We start from the raw sequence: 23531 nt of genomic DNA, 5'->3' as shown, positions 1-23531 counted from the left end.
TGCTTTGATTAGCCGCTAAACAAACTCAGTCATTACTGATTTACGATTTAACTTTCCACGCTCATTGATAGGTATCTGTTGATTCTTGTCTAACTCTTCTAAATACTTTCTAATATCAGGAACTTTTCGCTCCCAAACAGTCCCAGTAACACCCTTCTCGTAAAGCTCGTCATCAAACTCATTGAGCATGTCGCGTGCCCACTGCCATGACTCAGTTTTGCCTACAAGAGAATTCGTGGGAAATTTAAACTTTCTTTCAAAAGCTCGGAACGATATTCGCCCAGACCTATCACCTTGAGGGGCAACAGGCAAGCTATCAATATCATCTTTAAGCTTATCTAATAGCTTTTTAAATCGCTTTGGAGTGCCGTATTCAAAATTTATCCCTGTAATATTACCGCCTTCTTTTGCGATCAAATCCTTTTCAAAATCATCAACAACATTTTTACACCACTGATATTTATCAAAACCATGATAGTTAGATAAAGAACAATGTTGAAAGCCATATGTTTTTTCAATTAGCGAGCTATTTTGCCTTTGTGTGTAGGTAACTCTTTCTGGCTGAGCAACTCCTGAAGAAATGATTTCAATTTCTCAGGAGTGTTATATGTTTCAAGCCCAGCCATAAATTGAGTTCACCTTATACCGCTACTGGTGCAGGTATTGCAGGGTGAGGGTCATATCCGTCAAGTTCGAAATCATCAATGGTATAATCAAATAATGACTCTGGCTTACGCTTTATAACTAATTTAGGAAACGCTTTTGGCTCCCGTGATAATTGCTTTTTAGCTTGCTCAATGTGGTTCATATATAAATGCACATCCATACCAAACCACACGATTTCACCGACATCATAGCCTGTTTGCTCCGCAAGGAGCGTGGTAATAAAGGCTAGATTTGCAATATTAAATGCAAGCCCAAGATAAGAATCACAAGAACGTTGCACCATACCACCAGAGAGCTTATTGGTATTTGGATCAACATAAAATTGATAATGCTTATGACAGGGCGGGAGAGCCATTTGGTCAAGTTCACCGACATTCCAGCCGTCAAATATGATGCGCCTCGATGATGGATTGTTCTTCAATAAATCAATTACCTGAGAGACTTGATCAATTTCTTGACCATCTTCAGTTTTCCATCTACGCCATTGTTTACCATATACAGGCCCAAGATCACCCCATTGCCGAGCAAACTCATCGTTAGCAATGATACGCTGCTCGAACTCTTCCATCGTAATTGATTTATCTGCACTACCTTCGGGCTGAGCATCAATAAATTTTTTGTAAGGCCAATCACTCCAAATATGGACGTTTTGCTCAACCAACTCTTTGATATTGTGGCCACCAGAAAGCATCCATAGCATCTCTTTAAATGCTGTTTTCCAGTACACACGTTTTGTCGTAAATACAGGAAAGCCTTCAGATAAATCAAATCGCATGGTATGCCCAAAAATGGCTTTTGTACCTACGCCAGTTCGATCAACTCTTTCGCTGCCTGTTTCTAGTAACAAGGTCAGTAAATCTAAATATTGTTTTTCGGGGTGTATATTCATTAAGTTGCTTTTTTAATATTTTGTTATTGATACAGGTTATCGTAACTTGTGCATTGTTTGCCATTTCATCTAAAAATTATTCCCTATATCAAAGTAATTAGTTCGCATTTATGTGTGTTTTGGACTACCAAACCAGCCCTTAAAAAATTGTAGATAACGATTCACACATTATGTAATTTTAATAATAGTACAATTTCCATATATATCAATGCAAAAGACCACCCATTCGTGCGTGAGTAGCATTTTCATTATCACAAAATTCTTTTTTTGTGCCATTATCACGCACATGGCGCATCAGTTCTAAATATTGCTTCATTGTTCGCTACTCTTTAACTTTTAACTTGCTCGTTAGATGGGTTGCTACTTTCTCGCTTATATGCCCATACCATAAGGATAGCGCCTGCAATCACCATAGGGAGGGATAAGATCTGACCTTGAGAAATAAAGCCACCATATAAGCCAATATGTGCATCTGGTTCACGGAAATACTCGATTGAGAAGCGGAAGACACCGTAACCGGCTAAAAATAGACCTGCTACGCTGCCCGCTGGGCGCGGTTTTTTCCTAAACCATACCAACATCACAAACAATACCAACCCTTCAAAAAACGCTTCATAAAGTTGTGATGGGTGGCGCGGCTGTGGTCCGCCCGTTGGGAAAATAAATGCCCAGGGAACATCCGTTACGCGACCCCATAATTCGCCATTAATGAAGTTACCGATACGACCAGCAAAAAGCCCAACAGGCACCATAGGAACGACAAAGTCACCTACCGATAAAATCGAACGTTTGTTTTTAAGCGCATACACGATAATTGCCGTGATAACGCCCAATGCACCGCCATGGAAAGACATACCGCCTTGGTCCACCCTAAACAAATAAAGCGGGTTTTCAATAAAATGAGAGAATTGATAAAACAACACGTAACCAATTCGCCCGCCCAAGATCACACCGAGCATACAGTAAAAAACTAGGTCGCCAACTTGGTCTTTATTCCAACCAGAGTTTGGTTTTTTTGCTTCTTTCCCAGCCCACCACATGGCGAACATAAAGCCGATTAAATACATTAATCCATACCAACGAACACTTAACGGTCCGATGGAAAAAATCACAGGGTCTATCTGTGGAAACTGCAAAGCCATAGCCTTTCCTTAATTCATTAACATATTGCCAGCGATAACAATGAGTAACGCCGCAAACACTTTCTTAATCGTTGTGACTGGTAAGTGGTGCGTAGCTTTAGCACCAATAGGCGCCATAAACCATGAAGTTGCCACTATACCAAACAAAGCCGGTAAATAGACAAAACCTAAAAATCCATGTTCAATATCCACATGTTGGCTGCCAGAGGCGATATAGCCAAAGGAGCCAAAGATAGCGATAACAATACCACTAGCAGACGCACATCCTATCGCTTTTTTCATATCAACAGAGAAAAATGTCAGTAGTGGGACGATTAATGCTCCCCCGCCGATACCAATCATTGCAGACAGCGCCCCCGTTACCGAGGTTAGCATCGCAAGTATCGGTCCTTGCGGTATAACTCTGGTTGATTGTGGCGGTCTTCTGGAGCTCCACGCCATTTTCAATGCAATGCCTACAACACTAACCACAAAAATAATTCTGACCAGTTTTTCAGGCAACATCACTGCGGCAAAACCACTGCCCAACGCGCCGACTGCCACACCTAACATCACCCATGGAGCAATGTGCCATGGAACATTGTCATTTTTATGATGTGCTTTGGCTGAAGATGTCGAAGTGAAAATAATGGAGGCGAGAGACGTCGCAATTGCAACTAACACCACTTGATCTGTGGGTATAACATTAAATTTGGTCAAGATGACAGATAAAATAGGGACTATCAGCAGCCCGCCGCCGATACCAAGTAGACCTGCCAAAAAGCCAACTGCACAGCCGAGCAAAGCGCAAAGTACAACGATGAGTATAATAGTTTCCATCAACAAGCTCTTATTCTTATAGCGCCGTAATGGTAGCGTAAATAGCCTTAAGAAGCACCCTTTGCTTGGTGGCTGGTATAGAGTAATTCTGCAAAATGATGTTCTATCATAAATTCTTTAATAATTCGGCGCACTTGCTTAGATGACGGCTGTGCTAAACAATTTTCAAGTAAAGCTTCCATATCCGTTACTCTCAGTCTACGTAACACCCATTTTACTTTGTTCAGTGATGAAATATTCATACTCAAACGGCGATACCCCATTGCAATAAGCAAGATTGCTCCCTCAGGCTCACCGCCTAATTCTCCACACAGGCTAAAAGGCAGCTCGTGTAATTCACACTGCTGTGCAATCTGGTTTAACACTCGTAATACACTGGGGTGATAAGGGTCAAAAAGATCCGCTACTTGCGCGTTGGTTCTATCAACGGCTAATAAATACTGCGTCAAATCGTTACTGCCCACAGAGCAAAAATCAATTTTTTTCGACCACTCAGGTAACAAGTACACGCTAGACGGTACTTCGAGCATCACGCCGATTTCTGGTCGGTCGATGGTATAAAAAGGATCGGCCCATTCGTCTTGCAACTCAAAACAAGCCTGCTCAATGAGTGCCATCGCTTCATCTATTTCCTCACTATGACCCACCATAGGCAACATGATCTGTAAGTTGCCAAGACCTGCGTTTGCTTTGATCATCGCTTTGATTTGATCCAAGAAAAGCTCGGGGTGATCCAGCGATACACGAATGCCCCGCCACCCTAAAAATGGGTTTTCTTCTTTGATATCAAAGTAATCTAGAATTTTGTCGCCACCGATATCTAAAGTCCGCATCACTACGGGCTCAGGGTGATAACGTGATAGCACCTCGCGATACCAGACTTCTTGCTCCGATTGTGTTGGGAATTGGCCTTTTTGCATAAACCAAGACTCAGTTCGATAAAGACCAACGCCATCGCAATAACTGGCGCTTAATGTCTCGGTCGATAGATCAAGCCCAGCATTTAAGAGTAAATTTATACGCTCACCATCGAGTGTAATAGGCGGCAAATCATGTTCCGCTTCAAACTTATCATGCAGAATGTTGTCTTTACGTTTGATTTCAACGTACTCATTGACCAACATTTGCGAAGGCGAAATATAAAGCCGCCCAGAATACGCATCCATGATCATAGACTTACCATCAAACTGTAATAATGGAATGTCTTCTATGCCCCAAATAGCGGGGACGCCCATCGCACGAGTGAGAATGGAGGCATGAGAGTTGGCCGAGCCATGCACACTGACGACCCCTTTGAGCTTTTCTTTTGGTACTTGCGCTAACATAGTTGGAGTCAAAGTATGGGCGATTAGAATCGTATTATCTGGATAGTGTTTAACAGCTTGTTCAGTTGAGACTAAATGCTGGAGCACGCGCAGGCCAATATCATTAACATCAATCGCACGCTCTTTGATATAAGGGTCGCTCATCATATCAAACTGAGCCACAAGCTTTTCGATAACAAGCTTTAGCGCTGTTTTCGCGTTCCAGCCTTGTTGTATTTCAGACTCTACTTGTTTACCTAAACTCTTGGCATCCAAAAGTTGTTGGTAAACCTCAAACACAGCTACCGCTTCTTTTGGAATATCATCACTCAGAGTTTTGGCTAAAATATGGAATTCTTGCCGAGTCGCGGCCACCGCTTGATGAAACAGCTGAATTTGCTGCTGAATATTGTCACTATGCTGTGGTTCAATACTCGCAAAATCAATATGGGGTAACACCACATAACCATCGCCTAAGGCAATACCTGGAGCACTTGATACCCCTTTTAACACTGAGGTTCTGTGACTGCTTGCATCTTGTTGAAGTAAAGTTTGGATCTCGGTGTTGGCAAGCTGTGAAGCCAATTGCGCTGAAAGCGTAATAAGAAAGGACTCTTCATCATGGCTAAATACACGAGCAATCTTTTGCTGCACCACAATAACTCCAAGCACTTTACGCTGGTGTACAACAGGTACTGATAAGAAAGCATTGTAGCCTTCTTCATTGACCTCAGGTGACAGTTTGAATCTTGGGTGTGATTGGGCGTGGGCAACGTTAATTGGCTCTTCACGCTGGGCAACAAGACCGACTAGGCCTTCGGTAAATCCCATGCGGAATTTTCCGATTGCTTCAGGGTTTAAGCCATCCGTTGCCATCAGGATAAAGTTATCTTGACTGTAATCGGCAAAATAAACTGAGCAGCATTCAGTGTGCATGGCATCTTTGACCATAGTAACAAAGCAATTTAACGCGCTTTGTAGGTCACTTTGCTGTGCCACTGACTCAGCAATCGATCTTAACGTTGCTAACACCTGCTGCTCCTATTTTTATCGTTTTGTGCGCCAGAAATCCTTTTGCCCTTGCTGTTCACGTTTACCAAATGGCATCGCAAACGGAGCGAATTCCTTCATCACTCGACGATAGACATCACGCTTAAACGATACAACTTGACGTACTGGATACCAATAGCTAACCCAGCGCCAATCATCGAACTCAGGGTGATGCGTACGTAATAAGTCTACGTCTTCATCTTTACACCTAAGTTTCAATAAAAACCATTTCTGCTTTTGCCCGATACAAACTGGGCTTGAATCTCGTCTAATTAACCTTTTTGGTAGTTTGTAACGTAACCAATGTTTAGAACTTGCTACTATTTCAACATCTTCTGGCCTAAGTCCAACTTCTTCATGAAGTTCACGATACATCGTTTGCTCAGGTGTTTCCCCTTGATCTATTCCGCCTTGAGGAAATTGCCAAGAGTGTTGTCCGTAACGACGGGCCCAAAAAACCTGCCCCTGATTATTACAAATCACTATTCCGACATTGGCACGAAACCCTTCGGCATCAATCACCTTAGTGCCTCATTTATAAGTCGATTTTTAATGATTGTTCCACAACTCCCGCGCCACGGCAAATTTAATTCCATTCTATACCTAAATTATCTCAGCATACTCTCAAGTTACCCACAACTTGTGCATAACTAAGTGTTTTTCAGTTCAAATTACGAACAAATCCACAATTACACACTTCAAACCTCAGGTTTTCCACATATTCTGTGGATAATTATGTTTATAGTCTTGTATTTATCCAAAGCCATAAGATTTCCAAGCCGCTCTGACTGTAGCAAAATAAAAATAACTTCATATTTATCATATAGATAATAAAGTTATTACTTTAACCATATGTTGAAATAACAAACCACACTTAAGTTGAGTGCAAAATAACCAACTTACTTCACCACATGATTTCTTTTATAATCGTGTTTTTAGGGGATAGACTCAGGAGTATCGCTTGCCATCAGTTACACCACCACGCTCTGTGGGCGAACTTATGCAGCGTGTTGAAAACATAGCCGGTTTAACATTAGGTGAACTCGCTCATCAGCTCTCGTTTAAAACACCACAAGACTTGCTCAAAGAGAAAGGCTGGGTAGGACAACTCATAGAAGCGGCCTTAGGTGCCACCGCGGGCTCAAAGCCTGTGCCTGATTTTGAGCATATTGGCGTTGAACTCAAGACTTTGCCCATAAGCTATCAAGGCAAACCGCTAGAGACCACCTATGTTTCTGTCGTGCCGCTGACTCAGTTAACAGGATTAACATGGGAAGCGTCGAGTGTTAAAAAGAAATTAGCTCACGTTCTTTGGCTACCCATATTAGCCGAGCGAGAAATTCCTTTAATAGATAGGGTTATTGGACACGGCTTCTTATGGCGGCCAGACGCGCATCAAGAACAATTGTTACGAAGAGACTGGGAAGAGCAAATCGAGTTAATCGCTACGGGCCATGTAGAGGAAATCTCAGGGCATCTTGGAGAAGTCATGCAGATAAGGCCAAAAGCGGCAAATGCCAAAGCGCTCACCGATGCAATTGGGCCTAACGGTAAAATAGTGCAAACTTTGCCAAGAGGTTTTTATTTGAAAATCAATTTCACTCAATCGATATTAGCGCAAGAGTTTGGTGCTTAAAAACACCTGTTGACTTTTTATACAAAAAGTACAAATGTAACACAACCAACATCTTGTATGGATTTGGTTAACATTTATATTTTTTATAGAAGGAAACGACAATGAAATTAAAGTTCAACAAAAAATCGATTAAAGAACTTAGTGTGAACAAAATACTTGTGACCAAGATGACACCAGCTGTTGCTGGAGGTAATGGAGCAGCAACGATGGATGATACTTGTAATTCACTTCAAGTCTGTTGGACATTCCGATATGGCCAAGGACATTGTGAAGTTTGGTGATGAACGTTAGGAACAAAAACGCCAGTAACTAAACTGGCGTTTTTACAATACATCAAGTAATGCTAATTACTGACCTTTGATTTCACTACGGCCTTTGTATACCGCTTTTTCACCTAGCGCTTCTTCAATACGTAGTAACTGGTTGTACTTAGCTACACGATCCGAACGACAAAGTGAACCTGTCTTAATTTGACCTGCCGCTGTCGCCACTGCTAAATCAGCAATGGTTGCGTCTTCAGTTTCACCAGAGCGGTGTGAAATAACGGCGGTAAAGCCAGCATCTTGCGCCATTTTGATGGCATCAAGCGTTTCAGACAGTGAACCAATCTGGTTGAATTTAATCAAGATTGAGTTACCAATGCTTTCTTCAATACCACGCTTTAAAATCTTAGTGTTAGTAACAAAAAGATCATCACCCACTAGCTGAACTTTATCGCCGATTTTATCTGTTAGGACTTTCCAGCCAGCCCAGTCGCTTTCGTCTAGGCCATCTTCGATTGATACAATTGGGTAACGTGCTGCAAGATCGGCCAAGAAGCCTGCAAAACCTTCCGAGTCGAATGTTTTACCTTCGCCCTTTAGGTCATACTTGCCATCGATATAAAACTCAGACGCTGCACAGTCAAGTGCTAGTGTTACGTCTTTGTTCATTTCGTAGCCAGCTGCTGCAACCGCTTCAACAATCACTTCTAGCGCTTCTTCATTTGACTTAAGGTCTGGAGCAAAACCACCTTCATCACCAACAGCAGTGTTCAGGCCACGTGACTTAAGTACGTTTTTCAAGCTATGGAAGATTTCAGCACCCATACGTAGTGCTTCACGGAAGCTCTTTGCGCCAACAGGCTGAACCATAAACTCTTGAATATCAACGTTGTTATCCGCGTGCTCACCACCATTGATAATGTTCATCATCGGAACTGGCATTGAGTACTGACCTGCTGTACCGTTGATGTCTGCGATATGCTCGTATAGCGCCACGCCTTTGTCTTGTGCAGCTGCTTTTGCTGTTGCTAGAGATACCGCAAGGATGGCATTCGCACCTAGTTTTTCTTTGTTTTCAGTGCCGTCTAAGTCCAACATAATTTGGTCGATTGCACGTTGTTCTAGCGCGTTTTGACCTTCAAGTGCTGCCGCGATTTCGTTATTTACGTAGTTTACCGCTGTTAATACACCTTTACCTAAGTAACGAGACTTATCACCATCACGTAGCTCTAGTGCTTCACGGGTACCCGTAGATGCACCTGATGGCGCACATGCACGGCCCCATGCACCTGACTCTAGGTGTACGTCCGCTTCTACTGTTGGGTTACCGCGTGAGTCCATAACTTCACGGCCAATCACTCTAACGATTTTTGACATCTTGATTCCTCTTATTCCCAAAGTGGTGTGTGTTGCACTGCTTCTGTCGCAGGCGAATTCAGGGTCAATAAACCCGCTTTAAAGTTTGCCTTATCTCTGTTGCTTCGCAAAGTGAAGAATTTACACGTATCACATTGACGCGCCGGCAGATAAGAAAAAGTTTGGCGATAAACACTACTCTTAGCGCCTATTGCAAAACCTTCTGCAACAAAAAAGCCGTGCAAGAGCACGGCTTTTTCTTATTACGAAGATGCTTTTTGGTGGCTGTATGCCGCCGCAACAAAACCTTCAAATAATGGGTGACCATCACGAGGCGTTGACGTGAACTCAGGGTGGAACTGAGCCGCGATAAACCAAGGGTGATCTTTATTCTCGATAATCTCAACTAGTTTCTTGTCTTCTGACAGACCAGTAAATTGCAGACCCGCTTTTTCAAGCTCAGCAACATAGTTGTTGTTTACTTCGTAGCGGTGACGGTGACGCTCAACGATTTCGGCATTACCGTATACTTCACGCACCTTAGAGCCCTCTTTTAAGTGGCAAAGCTGCGCGCCAAGACGCATAGTGCCACCAAGATCAGAGTCGTGGTCACGTACTTCAATCTTACCATCTGCATCTAACCACTCAGTGATCAGACCAACCACTGGGTGTGGGCTTTCAAGATCAAATTCAGTTGAGTTAGCACCAGTAAGACCTGCAACGTTACGTGCATACTCGATTAGCGCAACTTGCATCCCTAAACAAATACCTAGGTATGGTACTTTGTTTTCACGTGCATACTTTGCAGCTAAAATCTTACCTTCAACGCCACGGTTACCAAAGCCACCAGGTACTAAGATAGCATCAAGGTGCTCAAGTAACTCAGTGCCCTTGCTCTCGATATCTTGAGAGTCAACATATTCAATATTCACCGTTAAACGGTTTTTCAAACCAGCATGCTTCAATGCTTCGTTAACTGATTTATATGCGTCCGGTAATTCGATGTATTTACCAACCATACCAATTGTCACTTCACCAGTAGGATTTGACTCTTGATAAAGTACTTGTTCCCACTCAGATAAATCCGCTTCCGGACGCTCAAGGTAGAAACGACGACAAATGATGTTATCAAGCTCTTGCGACTTCAATAGCGCAGGGATCTTATAAATACTGTCTACGTCTTGTAGCGAGATAACTGCTTTTTCTTCCACGTTAGTGAATAGTGCAATCTTCGCGCGCTCGTTCGCTGGTAATTTACGATCTGAACGACAGATCAAAATATCAGGTTGAATACCGATTGAACGAAGCTCTTTCACAGAGTGCTGGGTTGGCTTAGTTTTCACTTCACCCGCAGGGCCTAAGAAAGGCACTAGCGTCAAATGCATAAACAAAGCGCTCTCACGACCAAGCTCTGTGCCTAGCTGACGAATTGCTTCTAGGAAAGGTTGTGACTCGATATCACCAACCGTACCACCGATCTCTACGATAGCAACATCATGGCCTTCCGCGCCTTCAAGCACGCGACGCTTGATGTCGTTTGTGATGTGAGGAATAACCTGAATAGTGGCACCTAAGTACTCACCTCTACGCTCTTTGCGCAACACGTCTTCAAATACACGGCCTTGTGTAAAGTTATTACGCTTGGTCATTTTTGTGCGAATAAAACGCTCGTAGTGACCAAGATCAAGGTCGGTTTCCGCGCCGTCTTCGGTTACGAATACTTCACCGTGTTGGATAGGGCTCATGGTCCCAGGGTCAACATTGATGTAAGGATCCAGCTTTAGAATCGTTACTTTCAAGCCACGTGCTTCTAAAATAGCGGCTAAAGAAGCAGCTGCAATACCTTTACCCAAGGAGGATACTACTCCGCCCGTTACGAAGATAAATTTTGTACTCATGCGAACCCTAGAAATTTCAGGAAAATTGGAATTTAAATAAGAATCAAGACGGGGCGATAGTATAGCAAAAGCACCTAAGTCATTCCAGCTAAAAATGACTTAGCACGGTAATATATTTTATCAGGAGGTCGTTTAAAATAACGAACAAACCGTAAAATCAGTCTCTGTTTTTACTGCGTTGACGACGTTTCACTGTCTCCCAAGCACCATCCATCTCCTCCAAGCTCGCATCTTTAAGTGATAGTGAGGACTCATTCAAAACGGCTTCGACTTGCACAAAGCGATTTTTAAATTTCTCATTGGCTTGACGTAGCAGCTGCTCCGGATCTCGTTTTATATGCCGGCTCACATTCACAGTTGCAAACAACAAGTCGCCCACCTCTTCCGCTGTATGTTCAGAGCGTGGATCAACTTGCAGCGCCTCGCTCACCTCTGCGACTTCCTCTTGTACTTTATCCCACGCGCCGTGATAACTTGGCCAGTCAAATCCGAGTTTGGCTGCTTGCTTTTGAATTTTGTAGGCTTTTGATAATGCAGGCAAGCTGCTTGGAATATCTGCCGCGAACGCCCCTTGTTTTTGTGCCTGTTTTTCTTGCTGTTTAATGGCGTGCCATTGCTGCTCAAGCTCTGCTTCGCTTAAGCTTTCCTGCTTTTCAAATACATGAGGGTGGCGTCTCACTAATTTGTCATTGAGAGTTTGCACTATGTCAGCAAAGTCAAACAACCCCTGCTCTTTTCCAAGCTGAGCATAAAAAATCACTTGGAACAGCAAGTCCCCCAACTCTTCTTTTAAGTGAGCAAAGTCGCCTTGCTCAATAGCATCGGCAACTTCGTGTGCTTCTTCTAACGTATAAGGGACAATGGTTTTAAAGGTTTGCTTCTTATCCCAGTCGCATCCAGTGCTTGGGTCGCGTAGCTGCGACATAATCTCTAGCAGCTGCTCTATCCCCATTGCTGTAGAAGGCTTAGAGTCGTTTGGCATCAAAAACACCTTCGATTTGCATCAATTTAGTCAGCAAGCGATGCATAGCAGAAAGGTCATCCACCTCTACCTTCATCATAAATACCGCCACGTTTTTATCGTCTTGGGTTTGTACATTCATATTGAGCACATTGACTTTTTCATTGGCAAGCACAGCGCTAATGTCTCGGATCAGCCCTTGGCGGTCGTGTGCTTCAATTTTTAATGTAATGGCGTACGACGCTTTAACATCCTCTGACCAACTGACTGCAATCTCACGCTCTGGATGTATATCCGTAATATGAGCAAACGACTCACAATCAGAGCGATGCACAGCAATACCTCGCCCCTGCGTGATGTAACCCACAATTTCATCGCCCGGTACCGGCTCACAGCATTTCGCCATATGACTCATCAAGCTGCCAACCCCATCAACGACCACTGCGTTTTTGTCGCCTTTAGTGTGTTTTGGCGAGGAGATTTTTAACTTAGGTGTATCCTCAGGTTTATCTTGCACGTAGTTCAGGAATTGATTGATACGAATATCACCGGCACCAATCGCCACCATTAAATCGTCGAGTTCTTTAAAGTTAAAGCGGTCAATCGCGGGTTCTAAATCTTTATAGGTAATATCTAGTTTTTGCAGATGACTATCTAAAATTTCCTTACCCGCTTGAAGATTTTTGTCTCTATCTTGCTGCTTAAACCAGTGATGGATCTTACTGCGCGCTCTTGAAGAATGAATATATCCCAGCGACGGGTTTAACCAATCTCGACTTGGCGAAGCATTTTTCTGGGTAAGAATCTCTACCTGATCGCCTGTGCGCAATGTGTAAGTGAAAGGCACTATTTTACCAAACACTTTTGCACCAATGCAGCGATGTCCAACATTAGAATGAATGTAGTAAGCGAAGTCGAGTGGCGTCGAGCCTAGTGGCAAATCAAAGATATCGCCCTTGGGCGTGAATACATAAACACGGTCTTCGACAACCTGATTCTTCAGCTCATCTGCTATTTCACTGCCATCTACCACTTCTTCTTGCCACTGCAACAGTTTGCGTAGCCAGCTAATTTTTTGCTCGTATCCTGAGTTTCTGCCCGGCAATGCACCTTCTTTGTACATCCAATGTGCCGCCACTCCAAGCTCTGCATCCCGATGCATGGCCTCAGTACGGATTTGGATTTCTACCGTTTTGCCCTCAGGACCAAATACCACGGTGTGGATAGACTGATAGCCGTTTTGCTTAGGCGTAGCAATATAGTCGTCAAACTCTTTGTTTAAATGCCGCCAACTGGTGTGCACAATGCCCAACGCGGCGTAGCAATCTTGAATTTCATCTACCACCACACGCATCGCTCGAATGTCGAACAACTGTTCGAATTCATAACTTTTCTGCGCCATTTTTTTATAAATGCTATAAATATGCTTAGGACGTCCATAGACCTGCGCTTTAATGCCTGCATCCGCAAGTTTTTGCGCCACCGAATTAACCATATTTTCCATATAGGCTTCGCGGTCTAGGCGTTTATCAGAAAGCTTCTTGGCAATAGACTTATACGTATCCGGATGCAAATAACGGAAAGAGAGATCTTCAAGTTCCCATTTTAATTGGCCAATCCCCAAACGGTTCGCAAGTGGTGCAAAAATATTGGCAGCCGCTTTTGCAGCAACGACTCTTTCTTCTTCAGATGCTTTCTTAACCGCACGCAAATGGCAGATTTGCTCAGCAAGCTTAATCACTACAGCGCGCACATCTTCCACCATAGCAAGTAACATACGGCGGATGTTGTCGACTTGTACCTTACCCGAGCTTTGGTGTGCCAAAGTGCTGATGGTGTCCATATTCTCCACCCCTCTTAAAAGCAGAGAGATATTTTTGCCAAGCGCTTCTTCCACTTGCTCAAGGGACAACTTTCCAGCAACAAAATAAGGAGTTAAAAACGCAGTTGCTAAGGATTCGCTATCAAAATTTAAGTCTGCAAGGATCTCTACCATTTCGATGGCGTTATTGAGATGTTCCGTTGACTCATCCGCGGGACAAAGTTCATAGGCCTTTTGCAGCCATGCTCTTTGATCTTCAGACAAGTTTAAGATAGTGAGTCGCGCATCAAACTCCAGTGGCAAAGTGGTTTGATGCGACTGCCGAGTAGCAACCATGTTTTGATACCTCCTTAAAATTACTTACCCGCCTCATTTTCGGGTAAATTATCTAGCCTAATGCTCGGGCAATAACGGCCTCATAGCTCAGGCTATTTACACTGCTTTTTAAACAGCGCCATGGTTTCGATATGTCCCGTGTGGACAAACATATTCATTAAGCCAAGCTTCTCTAATTCAAAGCCTGCCTGTGCTATTACCAAAGAATCACGCGCCAGTGTAACTGGGTCGCATGACACGTATAAAATACGGGTAAACTGCGTCAACGGTAACTGCTGTAAAACCTCAAGTGCACCTGGCCTTGAAGGGTCCAGTACTAATACATCCAGATTTGCGTCGAACCAAGCAGCCTCTGCAATCGACTGGGTTAGATCAAAACAGTGAAACTGAACATTACTGATTTTATTAGTTTGCGCATTTTGCTGAGCCATTGCAACCGATTGCGCTTCACCTTCTACCCCAATCACATTTTTTGCTTGTTTTGCGAGCACCAAAGAGAAATTTCCCACCCCACAGAAAAGGTCGAGGACACTTTCATCGTTACTCAGCTGTAGCCAGTCTGTCGCTTGGCGCAGCATTGCTTCATTTACCGATTGATTCACTTGAATAAAGTTGTTCAATTTAAATTCAAGTGTTAAGTCAAATTCACCAAGGTGATAGTGCGGCAACTGGGAATACACAACTGGCGTCTCGCCATCGTCAAACAGTACCTGACAATTTTCCAGCTCGTTTTGTAGCGTTTCGCGAGTCGCAGCGGACAGTGGCTTTGTATGACGACACAACACATAGTTATAGTTGTCAGCCTGACAAAGCTGAATATGACTGATTAGTCTAAACTCACTTAGCGACTGTGCAAGCACACTTAGCGTGTTAACAATACGATCAAAAGGCGACACCAATACGTCACACTGCGCTATTTCGATAATCTGCTTCGACTGACTTGCTCTAAAGCCTAACTTGACGCTTTTGCTTTGTTTATCAAAAATGCATGCCAAACGAGCTGCACGGCGATAATGAAGCGCCATAGAGGTGATCGGCGCTTGCCAAGGTAAGTGCTCGATGTTGGCAAAACGCGCAAAAAGTTTTTCGACTGCATGTTGCTTTTCATTGAGCTGACCATCAATACTTTGATGCTGCAAGCTACAACCACCGCACTGCTGGTAATGCGGGCAAAACGGTTTAACACGCTCTGTGGAGGCATTAAGTACTTTGGTCATCTTCGCTTCCAACAGTTTAGACTTTGCCTGTACAACCTGTGCTCTCACTCGCTCACCAGTCAAGGCACCAGCCACAAAACAGACCTTACCTTCATGGCGAGCAACACCTCGCCCCTGATGATCCATTGACTCTATGCTTAATTCTATTTGCTTTGACGGCTTAGCAGCTTTCTTAGCACGAAAAATCTGTGCCATTGGGTTCCTCATTTGTTTGCTTATCACGTCGGTAAAAGATAATCTTAGTTACAGATTTCTCTGCACTTTTTTGACCCTATGACAAAATTAAACCTGCGTGACAGTATTTTACTACTCACTCTTTTGCCAACCCTTTTGGTTGGCTTGCTACTTGGTGGTTATTTTACTATAAATCGCTACGTAGAGCTTGAGGAAATTCTGATAAGTCAGGGAAATCGCATTGCAGATTCACTTGCCATGTCAGTAGAATACCCAATAGAAAAACAAGATAAAGCGCACTTACACCGCATTTTAAGCCAGGCACACAATAAACATGCACCACTGGTAAAAAGCATCGCGCTGTTTGATAGCCAAAATCAGCTTATTCTTACCAGTAATTATCATAGTGAATTCGATAAATTACATTATTTTGGTGAAGTGCAAAAGCTACAAACCACCGAAGTCACTACACTAAAAAATACCTTTGTGTTTTATTCACCAGTTAAAAACCATTTAGCAAAAAAAACCGATTGGCACAGTGCAGAGCCGGCTACGCTGGCGATTTTAGTTGTGGAGATCAGTAAAGACCAAGCACTGATCTCGCAGCAACGCGCGCTGATTTTGAGTGCCATTGTTATTATTTTCTCCTTTTTACTTAGCGTTATGTTGGCCATGCGATTGTCACGTATGCTAACCAAACCAATTGCCAATTTGATTTTAGCCACAGACAAGCTCAACGAAGGTAAACAAGACATCGCAATCAATGAGCCGATGCGGGGTGAATTTGAGCTTTTGCGCCAAGGCTTGATCGTTATTGGCAGAAAGATGGCCAATCAAAAAGACGAAATGCAAAAGCACATTGACCAGGCAACTAGTGATTATCGTGAAACCCTAGAGCAGTATGAAACGCAGAATATTCAGCTCAATATTGCCAAAAAAGAGGCACAAGATGCTAACCGCGTAAAGTCGGATTTCTTGGCTAAGATGAGTCATGAACTTAGAACGCCGCTCAATGGTGTCATAGGCTTTACCCGTCAACTTTATAAAACACCATTAAATAAACACCAAAAAGATTATTTAGATACCATAGAGCTATCTGCAAATAGCCTGCTTACCATCATTAGTGACATCTTGGATTTTTCAAAGCTAGAAGCTGGTGCTATGGAGCTGGAGAATATCCAGTTTGAATTACGCGACGCCGTCAATGAGGTCATGACCTTATTAGCGCCAAGCGCTCACGAAAAGCAGTTGGAGTTTTCCATTTCTGTTAATCGCCAAGTGCCCGACAACTTAATTGGCGATCCTACGCGATTTAAACAGGTATTGACCAATCTGATCAGTAATGCCATCAAGTTCACGGAAAAAGGCTCAGTCAAAGTGGATATTAACCACCGTCTGATGGATGAATCTCAGTCCTCGTTGCTAGTGTCTGTCAGCGATACCGGGGTCGGTATTGCTCAGGATAAGCAAGACGCACTATTTACGCCGTTTGCTCAAGCCGATACTAGTATTACCCGTAAATTTGGTGGCACAGGTCTAGGTCTTATCATCACTAAGCATATTGTTGAGGCGATGAATGGTCGTATCACTCTTAACTCAGCACCAGGAAATGGCACCTGTTTCTCATTTAACGCGGTCTTTGCATTACCAAACCGCCTCTACAACGACAACTTACCAAGCAAGCCGCTTGAAAATAAACGCGTGCTCTACTTTGAACCACAAGAGCATACTCATTATGCGGTAATAGCTCAACTACAAGCGTGGGAAATGCAGGTCACTCGCTGCCTTACCGAAGAAGAGTTCGATACTGCCTTAGGCCAAGATTTTAATTACGATATCTGTTTAATTGGATCTATGGCAAGCGTCGACCAAATGCAAACCGTTAAGAGTTACATCAAGCAAGCTCGCGGATCTGCAGACTACCTATATTTGATGGTTAATACCGTCTCACATAATATGCGTGAGGCGCTTATTGGCAGTGGAGCTGACGCTTGTTTAAGCAAGCCACTTAACCACAGAAAACTATGCGAAATGCTTGCAGCACCTTATCGTTTAGACCATCCAGACATGAGTGCCAATGAAATCGAAGCCACAAGTCTGCCACTTAAAGTGCTGGTTGCAGACGATAACGATGCTAACTTGAAGTTGATATGCACATTGTTAGATGAACAAGTAGAGGCAATAGATACAGCGCATAATGGTGCTCAAGCAGTCAGTTTATGTAAATCAAGAAAATACGACCTGATATTTATGGATATTCAAATGCCCATAATGGATGGTATAAGCGCCTGTAGAAGCATAAGAGAGTCGTCGTTAAATGAGGATACCCCTATCATCGCCGTCACAGCACATGCGCTTGCTGGCGAAAAAGAGCAACTGCTTAAAGATGGCTTTAGTAACTATATGACTAAACCCATAGATGAAGATATGCTCAAGCAAATTATTTGCGACCATAGCGCGTCTTCACCAGTAGCGAGACAAAAAAATATTGAGAGTCATCAGCACAGCGTGCCGCCATTTAATAGCCAAATGTTAGATTGGGGATTAGCATTACAGCGAGCGGGTAATAAACCTGATTTAGCATTGGAAATGCTCAATATGCTGCTTTCTAGCGTGCCCGAAACGTTGCAGCAGTTGGAGTCTGCACAAGACGCAGAGGATCTCCCGACGCTGCTCAAAATAGTTCATAAATTCCACGGTGCCTGCTGTTATACTGGCGTACCAACCCTAAAGAAATTGGCTGAGATCATTGAAACGGGATTAAAACAAGAAAAACCACTCAGTGATATCGAGCCTGAGCTATTTGAGCTGGTTGATGGACTAACTGTATTACTAACAGATTCTGATCTCACTCAATCCAGTTAAATCTTATACACACCTATCTGCTCGCTACTTTATAAAAACCCTTTTGAAGTGGCGAGTAGATTAGGGATGTAAGACAACAACGATTTCTTAAACAGATAACACTTCAAACAACGTTTCCCGACAATTTATTACACTTTCTAACAGCACTTTCCCAAGTCTTGTAACAAACTTCTTACATTCTAAATTCTCGCAATTTTTAACTTACGAAAGGAATTCTGTATGTATCTAATCAAGTCAGCACTCACGTCTGCTGCCGTCTTCACTTTAACCTTTGCTTCTTTTAGTCATGCCATTGAGCCGAAATCTAACGAATGGCAGGTTCGTTTAGGGGGAGGAGCCGCGGCTGCAGATTTGCCATGGAAAGGCATTGACAGTGAGTTTATCTCAATTCCCATTATAGATATTCAAAAAGGAAATTGGTTTATCAACAAAGATAGCCTAATTGGTTACCGCTTTCCTATTACTGAAGATTTATCTGTCTACTCTGGGTTGGGCTATCGTCAAGATGGCTATGACGGTGTATTCCGAGACGCAAAGTCTGAAGATAAGATTTTTGACGGATATGACGCGCCGGATGGCGATGTCACGGTTAACTATGGCGTCACCTATCTGTGGTTTACGCTCGCTGGTCACAGTGATATTTCCGATAATTCAGATTCAACCACGGCTACTTTTTCAGTATCAATCCCACTGTACAACGATGGTCGAGGATTTAAAATCTCGGCAGTAGGTAATGTAGAATGGCAGCAGTCTGATTATGTTAATTATATCTATGGAATAACTGGTGAAAATATCGATATTAGCCGAGGCCGATTCCGCTACTTAACTGCTGATGACGCTGTGAATTATTCCGCAGGGTTGACTGCGCATTATCAGATAAAAACACAACTCAGTCTGGTTGGTGGGATAACTCGAACTAAACTCGATGATGTTATTGCCAATAGCCCTTTGCTAGACAGAGACACCAGTGACCTCGCTTATGTTGGCCTAGTCTATCAATTTTAGGCTGTTGTCTGAGTTAAAATTAAATAAAAAACCCAAGTTAAACTTGGGTTTTTTATCATAATGCTTATTCACATCATCAACTAGTTTAGTCGCTTTCGGCGCTTTCCGCTTCTTGATTGTGTAGCTCAAGGCTTGCAGACATCGCGGCTTCACGATTAGACTTTGCCGAATCGTTGCGTAGCTCATCAATATGGTTGAGGTAGTTCTGGTCAACGTCACCTGTGATGTATTGACCATCAAATACCGAAGTCTCAAAGCGAACGATCTCTGGATTTTCTTGACCAACGGCTGCAATCAAATCGCTTAGGGATTGGTAGATCAAACCGTCCGAGCCAATACTCGCATTGATATCTTCCACTTCACGACCATGAGCGATTAGCTCTGATGCAGAAGGCATATCGATGCCATATACGTTCGGGAACCTTACCTCTGGTGCTGCTGATGCAAAGTACACGTTCTTCGCACCCGCTTCACGCGCCATTTCAACGATTTGCGCTGATGTTGTGCCTCGCACAATCGAATCGTCGACAAGTAGCACGTTCTTACCAGCGAATTCTCTGTCAATCGCGTTAAGTTTACGACGTACAGACTTCTTACGCAGCTCTTGGCCAGGCATAATGAAAGTACGGCCAATGTAGCGGTTCTTAACAAACCCTTGGCGATAAGGAAGCCCTAGCACGGAAGCAATTTCAAGTGCGATATCACATGATGTTTCAGGGATTGGGATAACCACGTCGATATCTTTGTCGCCCCACTCTGTCGCGATTTTCTCACCGAGCTTGGTACCCATATTCACGCGAGTCGCATAAACAGACATTTTATCTATGTTTGAATCTGGGCGAGCAAAATATACAAACTCGAAGATACAAGGTGCAAGCGTCGTTTTAGCAGCGCAGATCTGAGAGAAAAACTCACCTTTTTCGGTTACGTAAATAGCTTCACCAGGTGCAACATCTCGCACAAACTCAAAGCCATCCGTTGCCAATGCGACACTCTCCGAAGCGAACATGTATTCCATGCCACGCTCAGTTTCTTTCTTACCGAACACAAGCGGACGAATACCATGAGGGTCTCTAAATGCCAAAATACCATGGCCGATGATCATCGCGATACTCGCGTAACCACCAGAAACAATAGACACAACCTCAGTTACTGCCGTAAACATGTCTTCCGCGTCTAATTTCATCTTGTCTGTTTTGCCAAGCTCGTGAGCTAAGATGTTCAGCAGGATCTCTGAATCAGACGTAGTATTAACGTGGCGACGCGCTTGAGTAAACAAACGCTCTTTTAATTTTTCTGCATTGGTTAAGTTGCCGTTGTGTGCAAGGGCTATACCAAATGGAGAGTTTACGTAGAAAGGTTGAGCTTCTGCTGAGCTTGAAGAGCCAGCAGTAGGATAACGTACATGACCAAGACCAATGTTGCCCTGTAGGCGTTTCATATGTCTTGTATGAAATACGTCTTTCACTAGACCGTTTGCTTTTCGTAAGCTAAACGTATTGTTGTCAATGGTAATAATGCCAGCCGCATCTTGGCCGCGGTGTTGCAAAACAGTTAAGCCGTCATAAATCGCCTGATTAACAGGAGATGTTCCGACTATCCCAACGATACCACACATTAAAAATTTCCTCGCCGATTAACGGTTTACTGAATCTAAAAAGCTCGAGTTATGTTCAAGATAGGAGAAAAACCACTCTATCACAAAGCCAAATTCAGGAATTAAGTTTGATGTTTTCCACCACTGCGTGTCTGGTGCACTGGTAAACGCATCAAGGAAAAAGAGTAAGGCGCTAACGACCAACACACCTCGAAGTCCACCGAATACAATCCCAAAGATCCTATCGGTGCCTGAGAGCCCTGTTCTTTGAACCAGTTCACTCAAGACATAATTAACAAGCCCGCCTAACATCAAGGTCGCAAAAAAGAGTATGGCTATTGCGGCTGCATTTCTTAAAAGGGGTTCTGAAATGAATGTTAGGAAGGTTGCGAGATATTGGTAAAAAATACTAGAGATGAAAAAAGCGCCGATCCATACGACAAGTGACATCGCTTCTTTGACAAAGCCTCGAAGCAAGCCAAAGATAGTCGATAAACCAACAATACCAAGAATGGCGTAATCAACCCAGATCATAGTAACCAATAAGTCGTTAATGTGGGGCGCATTCTAAAAGGTTTGGCATCTAAATGCCAGATCATTTTGTCACTTCAAATTGTGTCAAACGACCATTTAACTTAGTTAATTTCTTTAGTTCTGGTAACTTAGCTTCAAGTTCAGCTTTATTTAAGTCTGGTCCGACAAACACTTTTGTCAGTGTACCATTAGGGGTTTTAACGGGTTTTGTAAAGGTTTTAAAGCCATTGTCAGCAAGCTTCTTCGTCAGTGCATCGACGTTCGACTTATGCGAAAAGCTACCAAGCTGAATGACATAGGCCATTTTTGAAAAGTTAGCACTCTCTGGACGCGTTAATTTCGCCACCTCAACTTTGTCGGTCGTTGCGACGGGTTTCGCCTCAACGTGTGTAGGTGACGTATCTGATTGCGGCGTATTGGCTAGCGTTGTCTCTTCCGTGCCTTCTAGTTTTGCATCATCGGCGTGAATATCTTCCAACGGCTCAGAGGGCAACTCAGGCGCAAGCTTGGCTTGCGCATCCACTTTTTCTTGGAGATCAATGGTTTTGAACTCAGGTCTTTCAGGGATCGCTTGAAATCCTTCCTTGTAGTGGACCTTTTCACCATCAAGGATATTTGGAATAAAGATCACCGCAGCAACCACGACGATACTCGTTCCAACAAGGCGATTTATAAATACTGAGTTCACAACTTTACTCTCTACTAAACGTTAAATCTTCTTTGGTTATTTTCGCCAGTATTCCATTGCCTCAGCAACGGTAAAGAACGAGCCAAATACCACCAATGCCTGATCGCTCGTAAGGGTATCGAGCTGAGTATCAAGTGCTGCTGTAACGCTATCGAATAAGGTGACATTGCAACTTGGGTCAAGCAAAGGTTTAAGGTTTTCCGCACGCTCTCCACGAGGCCCTGAAAGTGAAGCTAAACTCCAGCTATCTACATATTGGGTGACTTCTTTCAGCACACTGGCTTTGTCTTTATCCGCAAGCATAGCGACTAAGGCATGAATTTTAAACCCTTTTTGCTTTAGTTCTTGTAACTTAGTTGCCAAATATCTTGCAGACTCTGGATTATGAGCAACATCTGTATAGACTAGCGGCGTGGTATTGAGTCGCTGAAAGCGACCTTCCACTTGCAAATTTGCCAAACAAGTCTTCACTGCATCATAGCTAGGTAGCAACTCAAGTTTAGCTAATACCGTTAACGCTGTCGCAGCATTTTGTGCTGGAATGGCTGGTTTGTCGAAGTGCCAATCAAAATCAAGATATTGCCATCTAAACTGAGAATCTAGCGGGGTAAAATAAAAATCGCGCTTTGATAACACCATATCTGCCGCAATTTCGTCGCCATAGTCTGTAACCGTATGTGGAATATTTAAATCGCCAACGATTGCAGGCTTACCACTGCGGAAAATGCCAGCTTTGTCATAGCCTACCAGCTCTCGGGTATCACCCAGATACTCTTTATGATCTAAGTCAACAGTCGTGATAACAGAGGCAAATGGCGAGACTATATTCGTCGCATCAAAGCGCCCGCCTAAACCAACTTCAAGCAAAATATAATCAACCTTACAGCGCTTGAAAATACTTAACGCGCCAAGCGTACCAAACTCAAAATAGGTCAGCTGAGTGTCTTTGCGGGTGTCATCGAGGAATTTAAATGCATCGATATGATACTGATCTTCAAGCTCTGCCCCATTCACTCGGACACGCTCGTTGTAGCGCACTAAATGTGGTGAAGCGTAGGTGCCAACCGAAAACCCTTGTGCGAGCAACAACGACTCCAAGCACCTGGCCGTTGTGCCTTTACCATTGGTTCCACCAATTAGAATAATTTTACTGAAAGGCTCAAGTAATCCGGCTTGCTCGGCAACTTGCGCTACACGCTCAAGTCCCATTTCAATGGTGGCTGGATGAATTGCTTCTAAATAACAAAGCCAATCATCAAGGCTTGATGATTGGCTAGGCTGTTTAACCGTCATAAGTTGAGTAGCTCAA

At 43.4% G+C, this 23531-nt stretch carries 20 protein-coding genes; 4 read left to right on the top strand and 16 right to left on the bottom strand.

All coding sequences use genetic code 11. From position 1 onward, the window contains the following. Positions 1 to 15: 15 nt before the first annotated feature. The 7 genes from QSH61_RS06285 to rppH form a co-directional block, all read right to left on the bottom strand. Complete coding sequence (locus tag QSH61_RS06285; RefSeq protein WP_206471544.1) at positions 16 to 417, bottom strand: hypothetical protein; 402 nt, start codon at positions 415 to 417, stop codon at positions 16 to 18. A 223-nt stretch (positions 418 to 640) separates the two neighbouring features. Beyond that, positions 641 to 1555, bottom strand: coding sequence for a thymidylate synthase (thyA, locus tag QSH61_RS06280; RefSeq protein WP_206471543.1), 915 nt, complete (start codon positions 1553 to 1555; stop codon positions 641 to 643). Positions 1556 to 1760: 205 nt separating this feature from the next. Further along, on the bottom strand, positions 1761 to 1871 hold the full coding sequence (locus QSH61_RS06275; protein WP_248298657.1) for a thymidylate synthase: 111 nt from the start codon (positions 1869 to 1871) through the stop codon (positions 1761 to 1763). Between the two features lie 13 nt (positions 1872 to 1884). Beyond that, positions 1885 to 2697, bottom strand: coding sequence for a prolipoprotein diacylglyceryl transferase (lgt, locus tag QSH61_RS06270; protein WP_206471542.1), 813 nt, complete (start codon positions 2695 to 2697; stop codon positions 1885 to 1887). A 9-nt stretch (positions 2698 to 2706) separates the two neighbouring features. Then, complete coding sequence (locus QSH61_RS06265; protein ID WP_010369329.1) at positions 2707 to 3516, bottom strand: sulfite exporter TauE/SafE family protein; 810 nt, start codon at positions 3514 to 3516, stop codon at positions 2707 to 2709. A gap of 47 nt (positions 3517 to 3563) precedes the next feature. After that, positions 3564 to 5852 carry a phosphoenolpyruvate--protein phosphotransferase gene (gene ptsP / locus QSH61_RS06260; RefSeq protein WP_017218101.1) on the bottom strand — a complete coding sequence of 763 codons (2289 nt, stop codon included), beginning with the start codon at positions 5850 to 5852 and terminating at the stop codon, positions 3564 to 3566. A gap of 15 nt (positions 5853 to 5867) precedes the next feature. Then, positions 5868 to 6392 carry an RNA pyrophosphohydrolase gene (rppH, locus tag QSH61_RS06255; protein WP_010369331.1) on the bottom strand — a complete coding sequence of 175 codons (525 nt, stop codon included), beginning with the start codon at positions 6390 to 6392 and terminating at the stop codon, positions 5868 to 5870. A 478-nt stretch (positions 6393 to 6870) separates the two neighbouring features. On the opposite strand from rppH, the gene mutH reads away from it, so the two are divergent. Together mutH and QSH61_RS06245 are read left to right on the top strand one after the other, a co-directional pair. Further along, entirely contained in the window at positions 6871 to 7506 is a 636-nt protein-coding gene (gene mutH, locus QSH61_RS06250) for a DNA mismatch repair endonuclease MutH (protein ID WP_235368090.1), read from the top strand. A gap of 101 nt (positions 7507 to 7607) precedes the next feature. After that, a complete protein-coding gene (locus tag QSH61_RS06245; protein WP_102056442.1) occupies positions 7608 to 7787 on the top strand; it encodes a hypothetical protein in 180 nt (59 codons plus the stop codon). Between the two features lie 66 nt (positions 7788 to 7853). On the opposite strand, the gene eno is transcribed toward QSH61_RS06245, so the two are convergent. The 5 genes from eno to rlmD form a co-directional block, all read right to left on the bottom strand. Continuing rightward, a complete protein-coding gene (eno, locus tag QSH61_RS06240) occupies positions 7854 to 9146 on the bottom strand; it encodes a phosphopyruvate hydratase (RefSeq protein ID WP_206471541.1) in 1293 nt (430 codons plus the stop codon). A gap of 242 nt (positions 9147 to 9388) precedes the next feature. Continuing rightward, positions 9389 to 11023: a CTP synthase gene (pyrG, locus tag QSH61_RS06235; protein WP_010369341.1), complete on the bottom strand. Its 1635-nt coding sequence runs from the start codon at positions 11021 to 11023 to the stop codon at positions 9389 to 9391. Between the two features lie 157 nt (positions 11024 to 11180). Then, positions 11181 to 12005, bottom strand: coding sequence for a nucleoside triphosphate pyrophosphohydrolase (gene mazG, locus QSH61_RS06230; RefSeq protein ID WP_206471540.1), 825 nt, complete (start codon positions 12003 to 12005; stop codon positions 11181 to 11183). Further along, positions 11989 to 14142 carry a GTP diphosphokinase gene (gene relA, locus QSH61_RS06225; protein ID WP_174168518.1) on the bottom strand — a complete coding sequence of 718 codons (2154 nt, stop codon included), beginning with the start codon at positions 14140 to 14142 and terminating at the stop codon, positions 11989 to 11991. The genes mazG and relA overlap by 17 nt, the downstream gene beginning before the upstream one ends. Before the next feature lie 92 nt (positions 14143 to 14234). Continuing rightward, positions 14235 to 15554, bottom strand: a complete 1320-nt coding sequence (rlmD, locus tag QSH61_RS06220; protein ID WP_206471539.1) for a 23S rRNA (uracil(1939)-C(5))-methyltransferase RlmD — start codon at positions 15552 to 15554, stop codon at positions 14235 to 14237. Between the two features lie 78 nt (positions 15555 to 15632). On the opposite strand from rlmD, the gene barA reads away from it, so the two are divergent. After that, positions 15633 to 18398, top strand: coding sequence for a two-component sensor histidine kinase BarA (gene barA / locus QSH61_RS06215; RefSeq protein WP_174168517.1), 2766 nt, complete (start codon positions 15633 to 15635; stop codon positions 18396 to 18398). Between the two features lie 219 nt (positions 18399 to 18617). Continuing rightward, positions 18618 to 19403, top strand: a complete 786-nt coding sequence (locus QSH61_RS06210) for a MipA/OmpV family protein (protein ID WP_010606275.1) — start codon at positions 18618 to 18620, stop codon at positions 19401 to 19403. 85 nt (positions 19404 to 19488) lie between these two features. Here QSH61_RS06210 and purF read toward each other — a convergent pair whose 3' ends face one another. The 4 genes from purF to folC all read right to left on the bottom strand — a co-directional run bounded on the left by purF (position 19489) and on the right by folC (position 23515). Then, complete coding sequence (gene purF / locus QSH61_RS06205) at positions 19489 to 21021, bottom strand: amidophosphoribosyltransferase (RefSeq protein ID WP_010606274.1); 1533 nt, start codon at positions 21019 to 21021, stop codon at positions 19489 to 19491. Positions 21022 to 21039: 18 nt separating this feature from the next. After that, positions 21040 to 21534 carry a CvpA family protein gene (locus QSH61_RS06200; RefSeq protein WP_010369359.1) on the bottom strand — a complete coding sequence of 165 codons (495 nt, stop codon included), beginning with the start codon at positions 21532 to 21534 and terminating at the stop codon, positions 21040 to 21042. A gap of 61 nt (positions 21535 to 21595) precedes the next feature. Next, the gene (locus tag QSH61_RS06195; protein WP_206471538.1) at positions 21596 to 22222 is read right to left on the bottom strand and encodes an SPOR domain-containing protein; all 627 of its coding nucleotides are present in this window, start codon (positions 22220 to 22222) and stop codon (positions 21596 to 21598) included. 36 nt (positions 22223 to 22258) lie between these two features. Continuing rightward, a complete protein-coding gene (gene folC, locus QSH61_RS06190; protein ID WP_102056437.1) occupies positions 22259 to 23515 on the bottom strand; it encodes a bifunctional tetrahydrofolate synthase/dihydrofolate synthase in 1257 nt (418 codons plus the stop codon). Positions 23516 to 23531 lie beyond the last annotated feature (16 nt).

The organism is Pseudoalteromonas sp. JC3 (assembly GCF_030291895.1).
In the GTDB taxonomy this organism is placed as follows: Bacteria; Pseudomonadota; Gammaproteobacteria; order Enterobacterales; family Alteromonadaceae; genus Pseudoalteromonas.
This window is presented reverse-complemented; position numbering and strand designations above follow the sequence as displayed.